Source organism: Neptuniibacter sp. SY11_33 (genome assembly GCF_047778025.1).
Taxonomy (GTDB): Bacteria; Pseudomonadota; Gammaproteobacteria; order Pseudomonadales; family Balneatricaceae; genus Neptuniibacter.
Genome location: NZ_CP180543.1, coordinates 2,496,184 through 2,518,928 on the forward strand (window position 1 = coordinate 2,496,184; position 22,745 = coordinate 2,518,928).

A 22,745-nucleotide genomic window follows, 5' to 3' on the forward strand; every position below is an offset into this window, starting at 1 on the left:
CTTCACTACCTCAGCTAATTGGATTATGTACAGTGACCAGTTTGGTCCCATCTGGGAACGTAGCTTCAACCTGCACTTCGTGGATCAGTTCAGGGACACCGTCCATCACCTGATCAGCCCTAAGCAGGTTTTTGCCATAACTCATCAACTCCGCAACAGACTTACCATCACGGGCTCCTTCAATAATCTCCATTGTGATGTAAGCCATGGCTTCCGGGTAATTCAGTTTCAGGCCACGGTTAAGGCGCCGCTCGGCCAAAAGCGCTGCGGTAAACACCAGCAACTTATCTTTTTCCCTTGGTAACAGTTCCATCGTTTTCTCTCTTAAGTGGCCCAGATTCTTGGTTCACAACCTTCGCGTTCGATCAGTTGTGGCCGAATATACTTCCAACATTGGGTAAACAGTAAACGCGCCTGCTCTGAGCAATTTCCCAGATAGCGCACTTGTAAGAATTCATCGTTAAGACTGACAGCGGTGAGTGACTGACTATCGTCGCAAGTCTCACGTAGCTGACCGATCAATTCGCCTATAGCAGCTTCATCAAAAAACGGCCCCGCAATCATCAATCCATTAACCGAATGACCTGCCAATCCAGCTTTACTTGCCATCATGGAATTAGCTTTAGGATTAAGATTTAAACGCTCACGCAGTTTGATACGGCCTTCACGGCTAAGCTGCATCTGCTGGCTGACTTCACCTCGGTCAAAGTGCTGGCCACTAGCTGGTAGCCCAAAGCAGGTAATTTCCCATGCAATAACAGAAGCTCCTTCAGCCAACTGGATATCCATGCTGAGCTCGGTGTTGGCATCAGGGAATATAATGTTTTCTAGCGGCAACCACTCCAGAGTGGAGTTGGCTTCAACATTGAGCTGGATATGCTGCTTTTGTAAACGACGATCTGGGCGGGCACGATAAACTCGCCCCGCACCCGGCGTGGTAATGAGTGCTTGAGCTTTATCTTGCGTCGTAACACTGATTCGCAAATCATCGCCAGACACCATGCCACCCGGAGGATGGAGTAGGTATAGATGTGCTAATTCACGACTCTCCGGATAAAACGGCTTTTGCACATACAATGGCCCTTTATGACTGCAGTGGCGTAAAACCGTACCCCGTTCAGTTTTAACCAAACCCAGATCCAACTGCGCCTTCCAGATGCTGTTCGTATCGACTGAAGAGTCAAATTCAGAACGTTCTTTAATCGGTGAAGTGAATGAGTTCATAAACTTCTCCTTTACACCGCCAGATATTGCCGGATCAGATCTTCGCTAAGGTTTGCCATCTGATCACTAGCTACCACACGACCTTTCTCCATCAGACGGAACTCTTTACCAACACGACGAGCAAATCCCAGTTTTTGCTCCACAAGAATAACGGTAAGACCCTCTTCTTCATTCAGCTTGAGGATGACATCACCGATCTGCTGTACAATATTCGGCTGTATACCCTCATTAGGCTCATCAAGGATCAATACCTTAGGTTCGATTACCAGCGCGCGCCCAATTGCTAGCTGCTGTTGCTGGCCCCCAGACAAGTCTCCACCTCGCCGATGCATCATCTCTTTTAATACTGGGAACAGTTCAAAGATCTTCTCAGGGATCTCTTTAGCGTTATCTTTGCGGATCGGTAGACCAATACGTAAGTTTTCTTCCACCGTTAACATCGGGAAAATATCACGGCCCTGAGGCACATAACCTATACCTGCCGGAGCTCGAAACTCAGCAGGTTTGTTTTGTAGAGATTTGCCATCAAGTAAAATTTCGCCACTTTCAACCGGCAACAACCCCATCAGGCATTTCAGCAACGTAGTTTTACCAACACCGTTACGCCCCATAATGCAGGTGCAAGACCCCTGTTTAATATCCAAGTCCAGATCCCAAAGAATCTGTGTACCGCCATAACGTTGGTTTACTTTTGAGATCTCAATCATGGCGCTTCCCCCAGATAAACTTCGATCACATCAGGGTTGTTCTGCACCTGATCCATTGTGCCCTCGGCTAGCACAGTGCCTTGGTGTAATACCGTTACGGTACGGGCAATACTTCGCACAAACTCCATGTCGTGCTCCACCACAATCACGGTATGATCACCAGCTAATGAGGTCAGCAGTTCAGCGGTACGTTCTGTTTCCTGTGCGGTCATACCGGCAACCGGTTCATCCACCAGCAACAAACGTGGCTCGGCCATCAGCAGCATACCGATCTCCAGCCACTGTTTTTGACCATGGGAGAGAGCTCCCGCCTGCATAAAGCGCTGCTCAGTCAGACCGATAATTTTTAATACTTCATCAATACGGTCGATCTCACTTGGGCTTAAGCGTGCCATTAGCGTCGAGATCACACCTTTTTGTTGTTTCAAAGACAGTTCCAGATTATCGAAAACACTATGCGCCTCGAATACGGTAGGTTTCTGGAACTTGCGGCCAATGCCTAAGTTGGCGATATCTGCTTCATCGTGCTGTAAAAGATTGAGTGTCTGACCGAAATAAACCGAACCACTATCTGGTGTCGTTTTACCGGTAATCACATCCATCAGGGTGGTTTTACCTGCACCGTTTGCTCCGATCAGACAGCGTAGTTCGCCATCGTTAACGTAGAGATTAAGATCATTCAGGGCTTTAAAGCCGTCAAAGCTGAGGTTCAGGCCCTCCACATACAAAATTACATCGTGAGAGACATCGACCTCTTTATGATCCTCCTGCAGGAAAGACCAGACACGGTCACGACGCATCACCTCACGTACATCGTTTAATGCGTTCATGCGCTCGCCTCCTCTGCTTCAGTGGTTCCTTTACTTTCCCGTTTGGCTTTTTTGCCGATCACCTTGTTAAACAGCCCAACCAAACCTTGTGGCAAGAACAGGGTCACCAGTACAAACATCGCCCCCAGCGCGAATAACCAACCGTCCGGCATGATCGCGGTAAATTTAGTCTTGGCGTAGTTAACAAGCAGAGCACCCACAATGGCACCGATCAAGGTTCCACGACCACCTACAGCCACCCAGATTACGATCTCGATGGAGTTAAGCGGCGAGAATTCACCTGGATTGATAATGCCCACCTGCGGTACATACAACGCACCGGCAATACCCGCGATCATCGCAGAATAAACAAACAGCCAGACCTTATAACGCTCAGTGCGATAGCCCATAAAACGAGCACGGCTTTCACCATCCCGGATCGCCACGATCACTTTACCCATGCGGGATTTAAGGATCTTATGGCTGATAATAAAGGTCAGCCCAAGAAAGAAAGCTGTCGTTGCAAACAAGGCAACACGGGTGGTATCCGACTGCAGGTCAAAGCCAAGAATATCTTTGAAGTCGGTCAGACCGTTGTTACCCCCAAAACCCATCTCGTTACGGAAGAATGCTAGAAGCAGCGCGTAAGTTAGAGCCTGAGTCATGATCGACAGGTACACACCTGTCACACGGGAACGAAATGCCAACCAACCAAATACAAATGCCAGCAGACCCGGTACTAACAGCACCATCAACATGGCAAACCAGAACTGGTCAAAGCCGTACCAGAACCAAGGTAGTTCGGTCCAGTTGAGGAAGACCATAAAGTCCGGCAGTTCAGGGTTACCGTAAACGCCACGATCGCCGATCTGACGCATCAGGTACATGCCCATGGCATAACCACCCAGAGCAAAGAAAGCTCCATGTCCGAGACTGAGAATACCGCAGTAACCCCAGATAACATCTACCGCTAAAGCCAACATAGCAAAGCAGAGATATTTACCTAACAACGTGATGGTGTAAGTGCTGACATAGAAGATCGAATCTTCTGGCATTAGTAGATTGCCCAGAGATGCCAGCGCGGTCAGGATCACCAACACTGCCACAAATGGCGCGACTTTGCTGTCGCCATGTAAACGGGTAAAACGCATGAACTGGTTCATTCTGCAGCCCTCCCTTTCTGTGGGAACAGACCCTTAGGTTTTTTCTGAATAAACAGGATGATAAATACCAGCACTAGAATACTGGCCAGTACTGCGCCAGTAACCGGCTCAAGGAATTTATTCGCCACACCCAGCGAGAATGCAGCAACCAGCGTACCCCAAAGGTTACCCACGCCACCAAAGACCACCACCATAAAAGAGTCGATGATGTAAGACTGACCTAGGTTTGGACCTACGTTAGTAAGCTGACTCAACGCCACACCGGCGATACCAGCGATACCAGAACCTAAACCAAAGGTCATAGCGTCGACCCAGTTGGTTCGGATTCCCATAGCCTTGGCCATACTGCGGTTTTGCGAAACGGCGCGCACGTTGAGTCCCAATGATGTTTTACGTAGCGTCAGTAGGAGTAGTCCAAACACCAGCAGGGCAAAAGCCAGAATATAAAGGCGATTCAGCGTCAAGCTCAGAACAGGATTGATCTCTAAGGAACCACTCATCCACAGAGGTGATTCCACCTGACGGTTAAGCGGTGAGAAGACCGTACGCACCAACTGCTGCAGAATCAGACTGATACCAAATGTCGCCAACAATGTTTCCAAAGGACGACCGTGAAGGAAACGAATTACACCACGTTCAATCAGTACACCCATCAAGCCAGAAACAAGAAACGCAGCTGGAACAGCAACAATCAGCGAGTATTCAATATGATTCGGCATCAGAAGCTGGACCACGTAAGTGGTATAAGCACCCAACATGATCATCTCACCGTGAGCCATATTGATAACACCCATTACACCAAAGGTGATCGCCAGACCAATGGCTGCTAACAGAAGTACCGAACCCAGACTTAAACCAAAGAACAGCTGATCAACGAAATCGTAGAATTCGATGCGTTCGTTGATCTTCTTCAGTGCTTTAGTAGCTCTGGCTTTTACTTTGTCATCGCTATCATTTTCCGAGATAGCCGCCAGCGCATTACGTGATTCGTTTTCCAGACTTCCACTCAGAACTGTGACTGCAGCAAGCCTAGTTTCAGCACTGTCACTTTTGCTATCGTGAAGGGCAAACGCCAGTTCCATTGTTGATTTAACGTCTACATCAGTCTCACGTGGGTAAATCGATTTTAGTGTCGCAATGGTGTCATCACTTAAATTACCTAACAGCGCCTTGACCGCCACCAGACGTTTTTCAGGATCAGGATTTTGAATCTGAAGGCGTGCAATCGCCTGACGCAGGAACACGCGTAGTTTGTTATTTACACGTATTTTTTTAACCTGCTTCTTAGTCATACTGCCCAGCGATTCACCGCTAAACAGATCAGAAACCAAGTATTCACCGCTCTTTTTCTCGGCCGCAACAACCTCATTGGTTGCCTTAACAAAGTAAAGATTGCCTTTCAGCATAGTCTGGAACAATGGCAGCAATTCAGCGCCACTCTGCTTTTCCAACTGCTCTAGTACAGGAAGGGTTTTTGAAAGTTTGACCTCTACCAGCCGCTGAATCAGCGCCTGGGTCTGCGGGTCAGTTATTGCCTGATCTTTGGCCTGTACGGAGACAGAAAACACAGCAATATAGCAGCACAAAAAGGCTAACAGGTGTCTCACGTATTTTCTCCTTTAGCGATGGCAACACACGGTTAGTTGTTCTTGTTGGAACTGCACATCAGGAATAGGGAGGCTCCGCTAAACTAGGTTTAATCGGAGCCGATAAAATGGAGCTTACAGCTAAGAGAACGATCAAAAATTAACTGTAAACCCCATACGCTTGCTATCTAAGCTAGCCTTAGTAGTTCTGACCAGAACACGCTTTAGTTTTGGTATTGTAGTTACCGCACTTAACTGGCTTGGTCCAATCAGCGATCAGATCTTTAGAACCCGGTAGGTAGTCAGACCATGCATCACCCATAACGATGCTTTCTGTTTCCCACACTACTTCAAACTGGCCATCCCCCTGAATTTCACCAATCAGCACTGGTTTACTCAAGTGGTGGTTTTTGTTCATCACTGCCATACCGCCAGTAAGGTTTGGTGTTTCCTGGCCGATCATCGCCTCTCCAACCGCATCAACCTCAGTCGTACCGGCTTGCTTAACCGCATTTGCCCACATATTGAAGCCGATATATGTAGCTTCCATTGGATCGTTGGTTACACGCTCTTCGCTGGTATGAGCTTTCCACTTAGAAATAAATTCATCGTTTGCTTCACTATCAACGCTCTGAAAATAATTCCACGCTGCTAAGTGACCTACCAACGGCTTAGTATCGATACCGGACAGTTCTTCTTCGCCTACAGAGAAAGCTACAACTGGGATATCTTCAGATGAGATACCTTGGTTACCTAACTCTTTGTAGAAAGGTACGTTTGCATCACCGTTAATGGTAGAAACCACCGCAGTTTTCTTACCTGTGCTACCAAACTTCTTCACGTCCGATACAATCGACTGCCAATCCGAATGACCAAACGGCGTGTAGTTGATCATAATGTCTTCTGCTGCTACACCTTTCGACTTCAGGTAGGACTCGAGAATCTTGTTGGTAGTACGTGGGTATACATAGTCGGTACCTGCAAGAACCCAACGCTCCACACCTAGCTCATTCATCAAATAATCCACGGCAGGAACCGCCTGCTGGTTTGGCGCCGCACCAGTGTAGAAAACGTTTTTAGAAGATTCTTCGCCTTCATACTGAACCGGATAGAACATTAAACCGTTCAACTCTTCGATTACAGGCAATACAGATTTACGGGAAACTGAAGTCCAGCAGCCGAAGATTACGTCTACTTTTTCTTTCGTCAGCAGCTCACGAGTTTTCTCAGCAAACAGAGGCCAGTTTGATGCAGGATCAACCACGACAGGCTCAAGCTTTTTACCCAACAGCCCACCTTTTTTGTTCTGTTCTTCGATCATCATCAGAACAGTGTCTTTTAAGGTCGTTTCTGAAATTGCCATAGTTCCTGACAGCGAGTGCAATACACCAACTTTGATAGTGTCAGCCGCCATTGCGCTGAAGCTTACTACTGATGCACCCATTGAAAGTGCAACACCTACTGCCAACGATTTAAGTTTCATTTCCTGCCCTTCCCTTCATTTTGTTAGTCGTGTAGCAGAAGACTTGAAGCTGTTCGCTAAAAATTTCCGCATTGCAGTTAGACTATTAAATGGAGACTTAAACAGGTATTCGGTGATTGACGCAGAGAGGTACGTCATTTGACGTATCTGCGCACATGAGGCGGTGATCACTCGGGATAAGTATCCCAGTCATCACCTTATGATAAGATTAAATTCAGCCCCTTGATTTAAAATGTTTGGCACTGATTTTTGCTTGTTTATAGAACTTACCTAAAGCTCTATCACTTTGACGACGCTGAGCAATCGACTCATTATTACGCGCCTGTTCTAGCAACAACTTCTGGTAGTTCTGCAACCGACGCGGGTCTAATTTGCCCGTTTCGACTTCAGCCATCACAACGCAGCCCGGTTCATTATGGTGGCTACAATCACCAAACCGGCAGCTTTGCGCCAGCTCGCTGATATCAGCAAAGGTGGCATGAATACTCTCTTCACTGTCCACAATCTGAAGTTCCCGCATCCCCGGCGTATCTAAAAGCAGACCGCCATCGGGAAGCAGATGTAAACTCCGCGATGTAGTGGTATGCCTTCCCTTGCTATCACTTTCGCGAATACCAGCAGTATCCTGATCATTCTTACCTTTAAGCATATTAGTCAGGGTTGATTTACCCACGCCGGATGAACCAACCAGCGCAACCGTTTGACCATTACCGATCCAAGATTTAAGTACAGTAACGGACTCAGGATCAGTCGCATTAACCAGCTCCACCAAAAGTAACGGAAGGCTCTGTTGCAATTGCTCCAAATATTCCGATGGGTCTGTGCTCAAGTCTTTTTTTGTCAGAACCAGTACAGCATGAATATTGGTCTCAGCCGCAATCGCTAGATAACGCTCGATACGGTTGAGATTAAAATCATCGTTGCAGGAACTGGTAATAAACAAGGTATCCAGATTGGCCGCGATCATCTGGATATAAGCCCTATGGCCGGCCGCTTTACGCTGAATCTGGCTTTTTCGTTCAAGTAACTTAAGCGGCTGAAAATCCGTATCAAGCATCAACCAGTCGCCTACGGTAGGATGATTTTCCGATTCATCATTACGCCAGTGATAAGTTGATATCTGGACCTGTTGAGCCTGGTTTTCAGCGTCTAGACCGATACAGTCAATCAAGTTACGCTGAACACCGATAACGCGAAAAGGAAGCTGTGTTTCTAGTTCATTAAGGGTGAGTTGAGACTGAAAAAAGTGGTTCCAGCCTAAGTCGATTAGGGTACTAATCTGCATGTTGTTATCCCAAAAAATGCATAGCAAAACGCACATACAAAACGAGTATGCACATAAATAGGGATTCTCGTGAACCCCGGCTTACAGACCGGGTAATTACAGGCGAATTAGACTAATGTTCTGACAAGAACAATCTGAATAGTTTAACTCTGCTTACTCCAAGCCTGTAAATCACGGATAACAATCATGCAAACGCCCCCTGCTGAATTCTATGGAATGAAGTTTGATTATAAAGGGACTCTACTCGGGAGACTAGAGGCGGGAGTCAATAGGCCTAATCGAATGCTTAGACATTTATAACATATTAGAAGTTACACGCAGGATAGAACGTAACTCTTAGAACTTTTCATGCATACATGAAAGCTAGCTATCTACAACTGCAAGAATCCTTAACGCTACTCCCGCTGCTGCAGTACGGTTCTCAACCCCAAGTTTCGGAAATAACTGTTCCAGGTGTTTGTTGACGGTTCGTGGGCTCATACCGAGGATCTCAGCAATATCTCGATTGGTTTTACCATTGGCTATCCAGTGCAGCACTTCTGACTCTCGATCAGTGATTTCCAGCTTATCTTTCAACAATGCTGAACCGGATAAGCGATCACCATCGATAAGCCTGACCAGTATCTGATTATTCTCCTGAAGGGAGAGTACTTTCAGCTCTATGCTCTGTTCATCCTTTTCCAATTTAATGTTGTTCTGGCTTAAGTTCGGCTCAGCTAATACAGGAATCAGCTTTGGTGGTAGCTCTGCTTTAAGCCAAGACTCGTCCATGCCCGCACGAGCCAATTGCGCATGCGCTTGAGGAGATCCCCAGAGTACACTGCCAGCAAAGTTAAGAGTCATCAGGTACTGACCACTACTATCAAGCGCATTCTGAACATTAGTAGTTTGACGAGCATTATTGAGATGAACTTTCATGCGAGCTAACAATTCGCTGGGGTTGATTGGCTTGGTTAAGTAATCGACCCCCCCTGCTTCCAAACCTCTTACCAAATCACAGGTATCAGTGAGCCCTGTCATAAATATCACTGGGATAGATGATAGAGAGGGATCAGCCTTCAGCGCCACACAGGTTTCAAAACCATCCATATTTGGCATGATCGCATCAAGCAAGATGATATCTGGGCGTATTCGTTTCGCTATAGTTAAAGCTTGCCGACCTTCTAGTGCGACTAGGACATCCATCCCCGCATCTTCAAGCGCATCATTAATCAAACTCAACGCATCGGGCGAGTCGTCAACAACTAAGACGATATCATTGGAGATTTTCATATTCATATGCTTCCCGTCTCAATATGCTTTGCCAGCTTTTCCAACTGAAAGCCATCACTCAAGTTCCTAAACGCAACAATAATATCCTCAGGCACTAACTCTTCCTCTTGAATACGCTTAAGACTGGTACTGACACCTTTCTGATAACCCATCTCAGCATAAGCCTTCAGCTCGAGGAGCAATTCGTGCTGGTTAGGAAACTCTCTAGACAGCTCTCTAGACGAAAGTGATTCGCCTAAGTTTTTTGTATCTATAGATGTTCGCCGTACTGCCTTGTCACTTGCTTCACTTCTATAAACCCATTTGATATCCAGATGTAAGCCTATTCTTTCCAAAAGCTGATGGTTATTGACCGGTTTAACCAGATAATCGTTGTAGTGATTACGGTAAATACTCTTCTGGCTATCATCCTCGACATTGGCTGATAGCATTATGATGGGGGCAGTTACCTCCCTGTCACGGAGCATTTCTGCCAGCTCCAATCCACTGATACACGGCATTGATATATCAAGAAGGTAAAGGTCAGGTCGGTTAAAACTTATCAATTCGAGTGCATTTTCCCCATCATAAGCTTCTACCACATTAAACCCGAGAGGGATAAGAAGATCCGATAGCAAACCTCTGAGAATAGGATCATCATCAGCGAGTAAGACTGTTCTTTGCAAACCTTCATAACCAACGATCTGACGACGCTGAGAATCCTCAGATAGGTTTTGCTCTACCCAAGGCAAAAGTAGGCTGACCTTAAATTCACTACCCTTGCCCTGCTCGCTTTTAACCTGCAGGTCGCCACCCATGATTTCGGTAAGCAGCTTAACAATGGTTAGACCCAGCCCTGTTCCCGGCAAATTTGCCGTTGAACTGTTCCTTACCCGCTCAAAGGGCTGAAAGATACGCTCCAGATTCTGTTGATCTATACCCGGCCCTGTATCTCGAACAACAATTTCTGCAACCTGGTTTTTGTAGCGTATTTCAAAATCCACCTGCCCTTTTGCCGTGTATTTAACTGCATTTGATAACAGATTGATCAAAATTTGACGCAGGCGCTTTTCATCCGTCATGACGTAATCAGGTAAATGGCCTGTCACTTTATAATTTAAAACCAGTGATTTTTTATCTGCCTGGACCTTGAACATCTCAACCATCTGATCAATTAGCTCAGGCAGGTAAACCTGGTTTCGGAATAGATCCAAACGCCCCGCTTCAATCTTAGATATATCCAATAAACCTTCAATCAGGTCGGTAAGATACTGACCGCTGCGGTGGATAATCTTGAGCCCTCGCTTCTGATCGTGCTCCACACCCTCTTTTTCAGAAAGTAGCTGCGCATAACCTAATATCGATTGCAGTGGAGTTCGCAGTTCGTGACTAATACCCGTGAGGTAACGGCTTTTAGCTTCGTTAGCTCTTTCAGCGTGCTCTTTTGCTTCCTGAAGTTCGCGGTCAGTCTGCTCATGCGCATCAATTTCACGGGTTAGCTTGGTACTTTGACGATTAGATTCTTTCTGGGCAGTAAGACGGCTCTCATGAGCGAGCAGGAATAGCCAGGCAATGACCCCCGAGCTTATAAATAAGGTTACGAACAAAGTGATCAAGGCTTGCTGTAACAGTTCAGTCTCACTCACTGAGGCAGGATTCATCTGATTAAAAATCAGAATTAACAGACCCGCTAGAAGGCTGTTTGCTCCAATAACTAAAGCAATAAACCGCCCTAGCCTCGAATAGAGCGTACGAACAAATTTCGCAGGAAAATGACGATACAACCCTCGCAAAAAGCTATGTGCTAAACCCGCTTTAGGTTTACAGGCATCCAGACACCGCACATCCAACGAGCAACACAGGGAGCAAATGGGCTGCTGATAAGCCGGGCAGTACGTCATATCCGGCATTTCAAAGTGATTCTCGCAGATGCCACACTGCACGGTTGCATTAGCCGCGGGATGGATCAATTTGTGGCTATGACCACAAACATTATCTGCTGTAAGTTCAGTTGCTTCACGGGCCAAGTAGTATCGCCCTTTAGTCACTGCAGCAATAACAGGGACACAAATTAAACAGCTGAGCAGCGTTACAAAATGGCAAAGGTGCTTTGCTTCATCCCCAAATACACCAAGAAATGCCAGAAAACCCACCACAGTGGAGATCAGCATTGAGCCTACACCGACAGGGTTAATGTCATATAGATGCGCCCTTTTAAACTCAATCTGCTTCGGGCTTAAACCCAATGGGCGGTTAATGAGTAGGTCTGCCGAAAGTGAGCCTAACCAAGCTAAAGCTAAAATGGCAAACGTTCCAAGGATCGCTTCCAGCGCCTGATAGATACCCAGCTCCATAAGCAAGAGAGCTATAGCGACGTTAAAAACTAACCAAACGACCCGCCCCGGGTGACTATGCGTCAGACGTGAGAAAAAGTTAGACCAAGCGATTGAACCTGCATAAGCATTCGTTACATTGATTTTCATCTGACAGAGAATAACCATCACAGCTGCCAGAATCAGAGACAAGGCAGGAGATTGCGTCAGATCCTGAAACACCCGCTGATACATATAGGTAGGATCAACTGCTTGTTCAAAAGGAATCAATTGCGAAATAGCTAAGTAAGCTAGAAACGATCCCAATAACATTTTGATCAAACCCACCCAAACCCAACCAGGGCCAGAGAATATTACCCAAAGCCACCAAGACTTCTGGTTAGCTTTGGTTTTCGGCGGCATAAAACGCAGATAATCAGCCTGCTCCCCTATCTGGGCAACGAGTGCAATTAATACCGAAACTGCAGCTCCAAATAAAGCCAGATCAAATCCCCCACTCTGAGGCAGATCCGGGACCGTATAATTTGTCCACCCCCCAAGTTGATCAAACTCATAAGTCAGTACTACAACCACAGCCGAAACTTGCAGCAACAACCAAACAAACTGTGTGCCTAGCTGAAATTTACTAATCGCGGTAATGCCATGAGTCACTATAGGGATAACCGCCACTGCACAGATGATATAACCAATAAACAAAGGGATGCCCATAAGGGCGTTAAGAGCTGAGGCTAGAATAGCCGCTTCTATCGCAAAGAAGATAAAGGTGAAAGAGGCATATATCAGCGATGTGATTGTAGAACCAAGATAACCAAATCCCGCCCCTCTGGTTAGGAGGTCAATATCTAAGCCGTTTTTTGCACAGTGGTATGCAATAGGGAAACCGGTTATAAACAATACCAAGCAAACGGCCAGCATCGCCCACAAAGCGTTTATGAAGCCATAACTTAAAGTAACTGCTGCAGCCAACCCTTCTAAGGCTAAAAAAGATGTGGCTCCCAAGGCTGTCATTCCCACCTTGGAGATACTCATATGCCTACCACCTACAGCAGTAAACCGCAGGGCATAATCCTCCAAGGTTTGATTAGCCACCCACTTATTGTAGTGTCGCCTCTCTTTTAGGATCCTTTGACTGGCACTCATCCACTCCTCTCACTTGCACCAAAACAGACAATAAAGCACCAGAGCAGTGCATAAGTACGCACACTCAACTTACATAATTGATTTTCATGCCCCATATTCAGGCCATTTACGAAAACCCTAGGCAAAAACAACGATTAGTCTCATTTTATAGAGCATGCTTTATGCCAAATTACCGGGAGTGCACATCAAAGGATTAATTTTGGTGGAGATAACTGCAGACACAAAAAAAGCCCCGCGGTTAAGCGAGGCAGTTTTGTTCTAAATAGGTGATGCTCAAGCGCCTTTAGATCCCTTTATCTACTTCCTTAAACTACACAGTAGTAACAGCAACCTTCTTTGGCATACATCTTGATACTCAAAGACTTTTTATCACTCAAACTTTTGGATCAAGTTGGATGTCTACGGTTGAGCAGTCCACATCATCATGTGAAGTAACAAACTATCGACGCTTACTCAAGTATTGCAAACATTATCAAAATTTCGATGAGGACCTAAGTAAACTAAATAGATATTGGGATTCCATTTCAACGATTGGCTCAATAAACCAAGACCTCTTACAAGGCTATGGGACGCCGTTATTAGAGTCTATGCGTGAGATTCGTAACAACTTCACGTCATTACAAGGACGCTTGTTACAGAGCTTAATTGGAGAAACGGCTGCCAAGACTACAAGTGAATTGTCTTTTTTGGCTCAAAATACAATCGACATTCTGGTTCGAAACCTTTTTGAAAGGACGGCTGATGTAGGCTTTCTTGCAGTTGATGAAACCGTGGAGGATTATCTCAAAGGCATTAATATTTCTGAGAAAATGATGAGCCAGAGATTACAAGCCTACGTCGAGAAATATAGTGTCTACGATGAGATATTAATTCTTGATACAGACGGAAACATTAAAGCCCAACTTAATCCCGACAATGAGATTCAGACCACAGACCATAATCTACTCGAACAGATAGATAAGGCAGAAGACTATTTCGAATACTACGGCTACAGTAGTTTTTTCCCCGATCGCTTTGAAAGCCATATATTTGCCAGCCCTGTTGTGTCAGGTCGGAGTGAATGCCGGGAACATTTAGGTTATTTAGTGATGTTTTTCCGGTTTGAGGACGAATTAACCCGGATTTATCAACAGATGTTGAAAGATGGCAAGTCTATTTCATTAGTTCTCACAGATCATAAAAATACGGTGCTATCCACCAGTTCACCTGAATTGCTCGCAGTGGGTGACAGGAAAGAGAAGCGCGATGGAACGATAAGCAACCCACTAATTATTAACAATAAGGAATATCTAACCATTTCTTTATGTTCCACAGGCTACCAAGGTTATATGGGGCTGGACTGGACTGCTACAGCTTTAATGCCTGTAAGTCATGCCATGGATATGCCCTTACAAAAGAAACGTCAAAGTGATTGCAACGAGGGTTTGGTGTTATCACCTGACCTAAGCCAAATATATCAAGAATCCCATAACATCAACCGCCAATTGCGGATCGTGACAATCAATGGCAAAAGCCTAGCAGCGAGGCTTGAAGTAAGAACCTTTGTACCTATTCTGGAAAAAATCCAAGATGTCGGAAATGAGATGACCAGTATCATCTCGGACTCTATAGGCATGCTCAGCCAGACGGTGATGGACGCTGTGCTTTCTGACTGTCGCTTATACTCAGGTTTAGCGATAGATATCATGGACCGTAATCTTTATGAACGCGCTAATGATTGTCGCTGGTGGGCTTTGACACCTACCTTTGCAGAAGAATTCGAAAAAGCGGCAAGCAATGATTTGAGTGCAAAAAAAAGGCTCGAAAAAACCCTAAACTACATAAATAGTTTGTACACGGTTTACACAAACATCATAGTGTTCGGTTTGGATGGAAAAATCATCGCTTGCTCTCGGGATACAGATAAAAATTCTCTAGCTGGCACAACACTGACCGATAGAAACCTCATTTCTTCAACCAAAAAGCTATCCAACCCACAAGAATATGTCGTTTCTGAGTTCGGTGTTACTCCAGAATACTCAGATCGGTATACCTATATTTACAGCGCTGCCATCCGTAAAAGCTCAGGGCAACCTGAAGCTGGTGTTGGAGTAGTATTTGATTCAGAGCCTGAATTTAAGGCAATGCTGGAGTCAGCCCTTCCTCGAAATAGCCAAGGAAATCCAATTAAAGGAGCTGGCGGCTTATTCGTAACACCTGATGGCTTAGTCATCAGCTCCACAAGCAACGATTTTAATGTTGGTAATCAGATCGATTTACCCAGAAGTGTAAGTCAGCTAGACAAAGGCAAAAGCTTCCAAGGAGTTGTAACGCTCGAAAAACGTCAATTGCTACTCGGTGCGACCGCCTCTTTAGGCTACAGGGAATACAAAACTACAGGTGATTATGAAAATTCTGTGATCGCATTAATTTATGTAGATCCGGAAAAAGTGAACTGATTGAGATATAAAAGTGCTGAACCTATTACAGGGTGGGGCAGTAGATACAAAAAACCTTGCGGTTAAGCGAGGCAGTTTTGTTTTAATAGATGGCGGTCAGGGAGGGATTATTTCACCCCTTCGGGGCCGTGGTCGCAAGCTCCCACGCTGTCTCTCTTCGCTCAGCTCAAACCCTCTTCTCGGGTTCTCATCCCTCTGAACTGTAGATACAAAAAAGCCCCGCGGTTAAGCGAGGCTTTTTTGTTTTAATAGATGGCGGTCAGGGAGGGATTATTTCACCCCTTCAGGGCCGTGGTCGCAAGCTCCCACGTTGTCTCGCTGCGCTCGGCTCAAACCCTCTTCTCGGGTTCTCATCCCTCTGAACTGTAGATACAAAAAAGCCCCGCGGTTAAGCGAGGCTTTTTTGTTTTAATAGATGGCGGTCAGGGAGGGATTCGAACCCTCGATACGTTTCCGTATACACACTTTCCAGGCGTGCTCCTTCGGCCACTCGGACACCTGACCATCCTGCATTTGTGGAGCTGAGATGCTCAACACCAATGCGGCGCGAATTGTATCACAGCACTGACTGACCGCAAGCGGTTTGGTTAAAAAAGACAAACAATTTCAGTAATTCATACTACAAATATCAAAGGATCAACAAACAGCCTCGCTTTACTGGTTGTACACTGAGCAACGGTGAGTAAACTAAACGTTCAAAAATAAAAAATTATAAATATAAAATCTACAATGCGGCCTATTACTGACCTTAAAAGCACACTATTTAACTCCCTCTATCGAGCTGCTTTGATTAGCTGCTTATTTGCAGCCATGATCATATTTGCATTGATCTTTCTCTCTATTGAGAAGGATCTTCGGCAAGAGGGTCAATATCTTGGGCAGTTAGTGTTCAAAGACCTACGCCAAGCAATGAATCAAGGCACCAGTTATGAGGAAGTTAATCAGCTAATTGACTCTTTAAATGAGGACGCACCCGATATCACCTACAGCATGTATCGCGGAGTAGCCGTTCAGCGACAGTTTGGTGGTGATCGAGCTATAACTGAAGAGATAAGTCAGTTAATAGATTCTAAACAAGATGCTACTCAGATCGAGTCACTGGATAAGATCCATTATTACCATGCTTTCAGATTCAAACAGGAATGCTTGGCCTGCCATACCGAAGCTAAGCTAGGTGATATAGCCGGTGTGCTGGACGTGACCTTTCCCGCACACAGAGTCCGCCTTCCTGTAAGTGAAGTACTCATGGGGCTATTTCTCGTCTTCTCTATTACCGTTATCTCCTCATACCTATTCCTCTCTCGCGATCTTTTTGCCCATATAGTTCAACCGCTGAAACGCTTGGAGAGAAAGCTGAAAGATACTGAGGGCCACCACAACCTTAATGAAAAGTTAGCGCTAGATTCTGAACTGCAAGAGATTAATAACATTGAGCACTCTTTTAACTCGCAACAAGCGTTATTACAGACTGCATTTCAACAAGTAGAAGAGCTATCTATCTACGATAAGTTAACAGGGACCTACAGCCGTCATCAGTTAGAACGATTACTCGATGAAGAGAGATCTAGGGCCGACCGACAAAACAGGCCTTTAACCATCAGCATGATTGATATGAATGGCTTTAAGCAGATCAATGATGTATTTGGTCATCATGCCGGCGATTGCATACTAATTCACTTCTGCCAGATTCTGTCAGAGAACCTGCGCACAACAGACAAGGTCATTCGGTATGGAGGTGATGAATTCATCATCCTGTTACCAGACAGTTCGCAGGATGTAGCGAGTGAGCTCATTCAGCGTATAGAAGAGATCGCACACAGCAGCCCTTATCACTATAAAGGCCAAGGAATCATCGCGAAGTTTAGCTACGGAAGCGTTGAATACCCAAGCGAGTCCGATACTGATGAAGCAAAAGATCTATTACAGATTGCAGATGAAAGAATGTATTCCGACAAACAACGCAGAAAACAGAAATAGCTGAGATAAAAAAGGCCCGGTTATCAGAAACCGGGCCAAGTAATACCTGGAAGGTATAAGATGTTTAATTAGTCAGCTTGACGACGTAGGAATGCAGGAATGTCTAGAAATTCCATGTCGTCAGTACCAGTCTTTTGCATAACTGGCTGTTCAGATTCTACTTCGCGGTGAATCTCTACCGGTTGAGCACGTTCTTTTGGCTGGGAATCACGAGCAGTTCGCATTACTGCTGGCAACTCTAGCTGATCGAAATCAGACGCAGCGCCCGCAGCTGTTGCAACAGCAGAAGCACGACCTGTGCCTGTGTTAACAACTTCTACATGCTGCTGCTCCGCTCGCCCCAAGCCTGTTGCAACCACTGTTACTGTAAGCTCATCTGTAAGCTCTGGATCAATAACAGTACCTACAACGATAGTGGCGTTCTCGGAAGCATACTCTTCAACGATGTTACCCACTTCCGAGAACTCGCCTAAGCTCAGATCAAGACCAGCGGTGATATTTACCAAAATACCACTCGCCCCCTTCAGGTCTACGTCTTCTAGCAAAGGACTATTAATCGCAGCTTCCGTCGCTTCAGTCGCACGGTCTTCGCCACGGCCACTACCGCTACCCATCATCGCCATGCCCATTTCAGACATAACGGTGCGTACATCTGCAAAGTCGACGTTGATCATACCCGGACGGATAATCAGATCAGCGATACCTTGCACCGCGCCTTTCAATACATCGTTACATGTATTGAAAGCATTAATCAGACTGGTGTTCTTACCCAGTACTGGAAGTAACTTTTCATTAGGAATGATGATCAATGAATCAACATTCTCTTTCAGTTCCTGTATACCTTCGTCCGCAATTTTAAGGCGCTTACGACCTTCAAATGAAAACGGCTTAGTTACTACAGCAACTGTTAAAATACCTAGGCTACGCGCAACTTCAGCTACGATTGGCGCTGCACCAGTACCTGTACCACCGCCCATACCAGCCGTGATAAATACCATGTCCGCACCATCTAGCATTTCAGCTAAACGCTCGCGATCTTCAAGTGCAGCCTGACGGCCAACTTCTGGGTTTGCACCCGCACCAAGACCTTTTGTTAGTTCGCCACCGATCTGGATAACTGTTTTAGAATGCATGTTATCCAAAGCTTGGGCATCTGTGTTTGCACAGATAAACTCAACACCATCTACTGCAGAGCTAACCATGTGCTGAACAGCGTTACCGCCGCCACCGCCGACACCTACAACTTTAATTACGGCGCTTTGAGGAATGCTATCCGCTAACTCAAACATACCGATCTCCTTCCAGATTATGCGCTTTTATAATTGAACAGCGCTTAGTTATTTTCTATTCCAATTAGCCTTTGACTGGTATCAGAAATTGCCCTGAAACCACGTCTTCATCTTGCTTAGTACGCTTGCTTGCTCGACCAGTTCGATCTCTGCAACCTCAGGTTGTGCAGGCTCGCCGCCCTGATCTTCATGCGCGTACTGAAGTAACCCCATACCTGTAGCAAAAATTGGGTTACCTAAAATATCTTCCATTCCACGAACACCATGCGGTGATGCCAGACGAACCGGCATGTGGAAAATTTCCTCTGCTAACTCAACCGCGCCTTCCATTTTGGAAGTACCGCCAGTTAACACGATGCCCGCCGCAACCAGATCTTCAAAACCGCTGCGACGTAACTCTGCTTGTACTAAATTGAAAAGCTCTTCATAACGCGGCTCAACAACTTCAGCGAGCGCCTGACGCGACAATGTACGCGCTGGACGATCACCGACACCAGGCACCATGATGGTTTCATCAGGACCTGCTAGCTGCGCTAAAGCACAAGCATATTTAATCTTTATCTCTTCCGCGTGTTGCATAGGTGTACGTAAAGCCATCGCGATATCATTAGTCACCTGATCACCCGCAATAGGGATCACTGCAGTATGACGAATCGCACCACCTGTAAAGATCGAAATATCGGAAGTACCACCACCGATATCGACCATACATACGCCAAGTTCTTTTTCATCTTCCGTCAAAACGGAATAGCTAGAAGCCAACTGTTCTAGCACTAAATTATCAACGTCCAAGCCACAACGACGTACACACTTCTCAATATTCTGAGCAGCATTCACCGAACCTGTAACTAGGTGAACTTTGGCTTCTAGACGTACGCCCGACATTCCTAAAGGTTCACGAATACCTTCGGAATTATCGATTTCATATTCTTGCGGCAAGATATGCAGAATCTTCTGATCAGCTGGAATCGCTACTGCACGGGCAGCATCGATTACGCGATCAAGATCGTAATCTGTCACTTCACGGTCACGAACAGCCACAATACCGTGAGAGTTAAGGCTATTGATATGACTACCGGCGATACCCGCTGTTACAGAGTGAACTTTGCACCCTGCCATTAACTCAGCTTCTTCTACTGCACGCTGGATAGAACTCACTGTTGATTCAATGTTCACCACCACGCCCTTCTTAAGGCCGCGAGACGGATGTGAACCAATACCAACAATATCGATTGAACCGTCGATATTGATCTCTCCCACAAGGCAAACCACCTTGGAAGTCCCAATATCTAGCGCAACGATCATATTAGAGTGAGCAGTCATATATTCAGTGCCAACAATATTATTTCAAGCAACCTTAATTTTACTTATAACTAAAAACAAACCAACCTTTTTTCGATGAATTTTTTTAAATTCTGAAAGTTTATTTGCTAGTAAAATCAATTCATAAAAAAACACTATCTTTTCTTATCGGCACCTTCCGGAAATTGTTGAGAAAAATTTTCCTATAAATTTCAAACAACTACGCTCACTCACTCCAGCATCAGGCTTGATTGTTTTAAATATAATCAACCGTTTCAATAGGTTAAAAAAGCACCAGAAATCAAAATTTAATTTTGATTAATTAGCAACAAATCAAAACTTACTTTTGATTATTAATAAAAATATCAAAATTAGATTTTGAATAATCACGTAAATTCAATATTTAATTTTGATGATTTGCAAAAAGATCAAAATCTACTTTTGATTATCCACTCATTAATTAGTGTTCATTAAACAACCGACATAATTGTGCAAATCTGTATGAATTTTGTTCAACGCGCTCAAGCTGTCTCTAAAAAGCAATCATTTCTTGATGATATAAGGCAGTCATTCCAGCTAAGTAATCAAGCTTAAAGCAGGACTCAGCAGAGAGCCCTAAAAGGCATAGAAAGGGTAGAACAGAGGAAGTCTTAAACAGCCCATAAAGGGCTTTTTAGTAATGATAGGCGCTATCGACTTCACGCCAATTTGAACCGTTCTTGTCTAAATAGGTACGAATGGTCGTTTCGCCATCTGCAAGGTAGCTACTGTCGAGAAAGTTATTTAAGACCCTCTCTCCCTGCGACGCGGCAGCTTTCAAGCAGAAGGACAGATAACGAGGGAATGGCAGAATATCGTTTCTCCATAGGTTACCAGTATAAAACTGCCCTACACGCTCATGATATTCTTGCTCATTGCGGCATTTACTATAGCGGTAATGTTGATCAGTTGAGCCGGTACACATCAGCCCTGTCGAGCTTTGGCCATCAGCATAAGTTTCTACTTCCACCCAGTTAAACCGATGCTCGCGTTCGAACAGCGCTTCATACTCTGCTTGAGTACATTCAAACTGGCTGCAAATAATCTCACAATCGGATGCTGGTAAAGTCGAGCAGGAGGCTAACTGTAAAGAGTCTGGATCAGCCTTATGCCGACTGATAAACACCACACCGACTTTATTGAAGATACGCTTGTAACCGGGAACGGTTACGATCCTGAAGTTCGTTAGGCCAGGAATGGTTTCCCTTGCGGAGGCTTCAGATAGTAGAGAACCATAGCCAACAATACTTATCATCTAGCTGCCCTATCAATGTTATTGGTCAGATTCTAAAGCGCGTTCAACAAGCTCAGTATTGAGTTTCTTCTTGCCCTCGGCACCAAGGCTTTGCAGCATGGTCACCTGACTCACCAAATTGCCACGTCCCGTTGATAATCGCTTATTAGCAGTTTCAAAAGCGGCTTGTGTTCTTTGCAGGTTACGCCCTACTTCATCCAGAGCGTCAATAAAGCCAACGAATTTGTCGTACAGCTCACCACCTCTGCGAGCGATCTCTTGAGCATTTTGATTCTGATGCTCGTAACGCCAGATATTGTGAATAGTTCTTAACGTCACCATCAATGTCGCAGGGCTTACCAACATAATGTTGCGATCAAACGCTTCTTTAAACAGATTAGGTTCTTTCTCTAATGCCAACAAGAAAGCACCTTCGACTGGAATAAACAAAAGAACAAAATCGAGAGAGCGAATACCCTCTAACCCTTGGTAAGCTTTATCGCTCAACCCTTTAATATGACCGCGCATCGAAATCAAATGCTCACGTAACATGCGCTCGCGCAGGTCTTTATCTTCTGTGGAGCAATATTGTTCGTAGGCAGTTAACGATACTTTCGAGTCGACGATGACATCTTTACCATCCGGTAGATGAATAACCGCATCAGGCTGGTAGCGTTTACCTTGTACAGATGCCGATACTTGCAGCTCAAACTCATAGCCTTTGCGTAAGCCTGACTCTTCTAAGGCCCGCTCTAAAACAACTTCACCCCAGTTGCCCTGAGTTTTATTTTCGCCTTTCAGTGCTTGAGTTAGATTGATCGCATCTTCACTCATCTGCTGGTTAAGCTGTTTCAGATGAGATATCTGCTCATAGAGGGCACGACGATCTTTGGACTCTTTATCGTAAACATCTTCAACACGACGTTTAAACTCACCTAACTGCTCTTTCAGAGGGGTCAGTAGGTGTCCCATATTCTCTTGATTGCTCTGAGTGAATCGTTGAGCTTTCTCTTCAAAAATACGATTAGCTAGATTCTGGAACTCTTGCTTTAACTGTTGGCGCGCTTGCTCTAACACTTGAAGCTTTTCAGAATGCGCTTCTTGAGTCGCCTCATATCTCGCTTCAAGATCCGCAATTACTTCATTACGATCAGCCAACTCAAACTTGGTTTGCTCTAAGCGTTTATCAAGCTGATGCTTTTCTGTAAGCGTGTCACGTAGTCTTGGTTCTAGCGCATGCAAGCGCTCTTCGATACGTGCTTTTTGGATAGATACTTCATGAAAGGCAGATTGCTGCGCAGCCAACTCAGTTTCGAGTTTAGCCTTTAACGAGATGATTGTGGTCTCGCTTTCAGCAACCTGCTGTAAGAGGTCTTCTTTTTGAGAAGTCAGATGCCTAAATATAAAGAAGAACAGGCATCCTGTAATCAATACGCCCAGCAGCAAACTATTCAGATCAAATGAAGCTAGCAGCTCAGGCATAGA

Annotated in this window: 16 protein-coding genes, 1 tRNA gene and 1 other RNA gene; 2 read left to right on the forward strand and 16 right to left on the reverse strand. The window is 45.2% G+C overall.

Annotated features, from left to right (window positions below; translation table 11 throughout):
* Nucleotides 1-10: 10 nt before the first annotated feature.
* From ACMXYV_RS11795 to ACMXYV_RS11840, 10 genes are all read right to left on the reverse strand, one after another.
* Nucleotides 11-313 carry an urease subunit gamma gene (locus tag ACMXYV_RS11795; RefSeq protein ID WP_415888683.1) on the reverse strand — a complete coding sequence of 101 codons (303 nt, stop codon included), beginning with the start codon at nt 311-313 and terminating at the stop codon, nt 11-13.
* An 11-nt stretch (nt 314-324) separates the two neighbouring features.
* Nucleotides 325-1,224 carry an urease accessory protein UreD gene (locus tag ACMXYV_RS11800; RefSeq protein WP_415888684.1) on the reverse strand — a complete coding sequence of 300 codons (900 nt, stop codon included), beginning with the start codon at nt 1,222-1,224 and terminating at the stop codon, nt 325-327.
* Between the two features lie 11 nt (nt 1,225-1,235).
* On the reverse strand, nt 1,236-1,931 hold the full coding sequence (urtE, locus tag ACMXYV_RS11805) for an urea ABC transporter ATP-binding subunit UrtE (protein WP_415888685.1): 696 nt from the start codon (nt 1,929-1,931) through the stop codon (nt 1,236-1,238).
* A complete protein-coding gene (gene urtD / locus ACMXYV_RS11810; protein ID WP_415888686.1) occupies nt 1,928-2,761 on the reverse strand; it encodes an urea ABC transporter ATP-binding protein UrtD in 834 nt (277 codons plus the stop codon). Before urtD ends, urtE begins: the two co-directional genes overlap by 4 nt.
* Nucleotides 2,758-3,903, reverse strand: coding sequence for an urea ABC transporter permease subunit UrtC (gene urtC / locus ACMXYV_RS11815; protein ID WP_415888687.1), 1,146 nt, complete (start codon nt 3,901-3,903; stop codon nt 2,758-2,760). The genes urtD and urtC overlap by 4 nt, the downstream gene beginning before the upstream one ends.
* Nucleotides 3,900-5,510: an urea ABC transporter permease subunit UrtB gene (gene urtB / locus ACMXYV_RS11820; RefSeq protein WP_415888688.1), complete on the reverse strand. Its 1,611-nt coding sequence runs from the start codon at nt 5,508-5,510 to the stop codon at nt 3,900-3,902. The genes urtC and urtB overlap by 4 nt, the downstream gene beginning before the upstream one ends.
* A 178-nt stretch (nt 5,511-5,688) precedes the next feature.
* Entirely contained in the window at nt 5,689-6,972 is a 1,284-nt protein-coding gene (gene urtA, locus ACMXYV_RS11825) for an urea ABC transporter substrate-binding protein (RefSeq protein WP_415888689.1), read from the reverse strand.
* Between the two features lie 214 nt (nt 6,973-7,186).
* The gene (rsgA, locus tag ACMXYV_RS11830) at nt 7,187-8,257 is read right to left on the reverse strand and encodes a ribosome small subunit-dependent GTPase A (RefSeq protein WP_415888690.1); all 1,071 of its coding nucleotides are present in this window, start codon (nt 8,255-8,257) and stop codon (nt 7,187-7,189) included.
* A gap of 363 nt (nt 8,258-8,620) precedes the next feature.
* Nucleotides 8,621-9,535: a response regulator gene (locus ACMXYV_RS11835; RefSeq protein ID WP_415888691.1), complete on the reverse strand. Its 915-nt coding sequence runs from the start codon at nt 9,533-9,535 to the stop codon at nt 8,621-8,623.
* Nucleotides 9,532-12,870 carry an ATP-binding protein gene (locus ACMXYV_RS11840; RefSeq protein ID WP_415888692.1) on the reverse strand — a complete coding sequence of 1,113 codons (3,339 nt, stop codon included), beginning with the start codon at nt 12,868-12,870 and terminating at the stop codon, nt 9,532-9,534. Before ACMXYV_RS11840 ends, ACMXYV_RS11835 begins: the two co-directional genes overlap by 4 nt.
* A 506-nt stretch (nt 12,871-13,376) precedes the next feature.
* Here ACMXYV_RS11840 and ACMXYV_RS11845 point away from each other — a divergent pair.
* Nucleotides 13,377-15,419, forward strand: coding sequence for a hypothetical protein (locus ACMXYV_RS11845; protein WP_415888693.1), 2,043 nt, complete (start codon nt 13,377-13,379; stop codon nt 15,417-15,419).
* Between the two features lie 253 nt (nt 15,420-15,672).
* Here ACMXYV_RS11845 and ACMXYV_RS11850 read toward each other — a convergent pair.
* A non-coding RNA gene (locus tag ACMXYV_RS11850) (RtT sRNA) lies at nt 15,673-15,794 on the reverse strand.
* A gap of 41 nt (nt 15,795-15,835) precedes the next feature.
* Nucleotides 15,836-15,923 (reverse strand) — tRNA-Ser (locus ACMXYV_RS11855).
* Between the two features lie 225 nt (nt 15,924-16,148).
* Between ACMXYV_RS11855 and ACMXYV_RS11860 the strand changes: the two genes are divergently transcribed.
* A complete protein-coding gene (locus ACMXYV_RS11860) occupies nt 16,149-17,396 on the forward strand; it encodes a GGDEF domain-containing protein (RefSeq protein WP_415888694.1) in 1,248 nt (415 codons plus the stop codon).
* Between the two features lie 68 nt (nt 17,397-17,464).
* On the opposite strand, the gene ftsZ is transcribed toward ACMXYV_RS11860, so the two are convergent.
* The 4 genes from ftsZ to rmuC all read right to left on the reverse strand — a co-directional run bounded on the left by ftsZ (nt 17,465) and on the right by rmuC (nt 22,742).
* Nucleotides 17,465-18,685, reverse strand: coding sequence for a cell division protein FtsZ (ftsZ, locus tag ACMXYV_RS11865; RefSeq protein ID WP_415888695.1), 1,221 nt, complete (start codon nt 18,683-18,685; stop codon nt 17,465-17,467).
* 81 nt (nt 18,686-18,766) lie between these two features.
* Nucleotides 18,767-20,008 carry a cell division protein FtsA gene (ftsA, locus tag ACMXYV_RS11870; protein WP_415888696.1) on the reverse strand — a complete coding sequence of 414 codons (1,242 nt, stop codon included), beginning with the start codon at nt 20,006-20,008 and terminating at the stop codon, nt 18,767-18,769.
* Between the two features lie 652 nt (nt 20,009-20,660).
* Nucleotides 20,661-21,281, reverse strand: a complete 621-nt coding sequence (locus tag ACMXYV_RS11875) for a gamma-glutamylcyclotransferase (protein ID WP_415888697.1) — start codon at nt 21,279-21,281, stop codon at nt 20,661-20,663.
* An 18-nt stretch (nt 21,282-21,299) separates the two neighbouring features.
* On the reverse strand, nt 21,300-22,742 hold the full coding sequence (gene rmuC / locus ACMXYV_RS11880; protein ID WP_415888698.1) for a DNA recombination protein RmuC: 1,443 nt from the start codon (nt 22,740-22,742) through the stop codon (nt 21,300-21,302).
* Between the last annotated feature and the right edge of the window lie 3 nt (nt 22,743-22,745).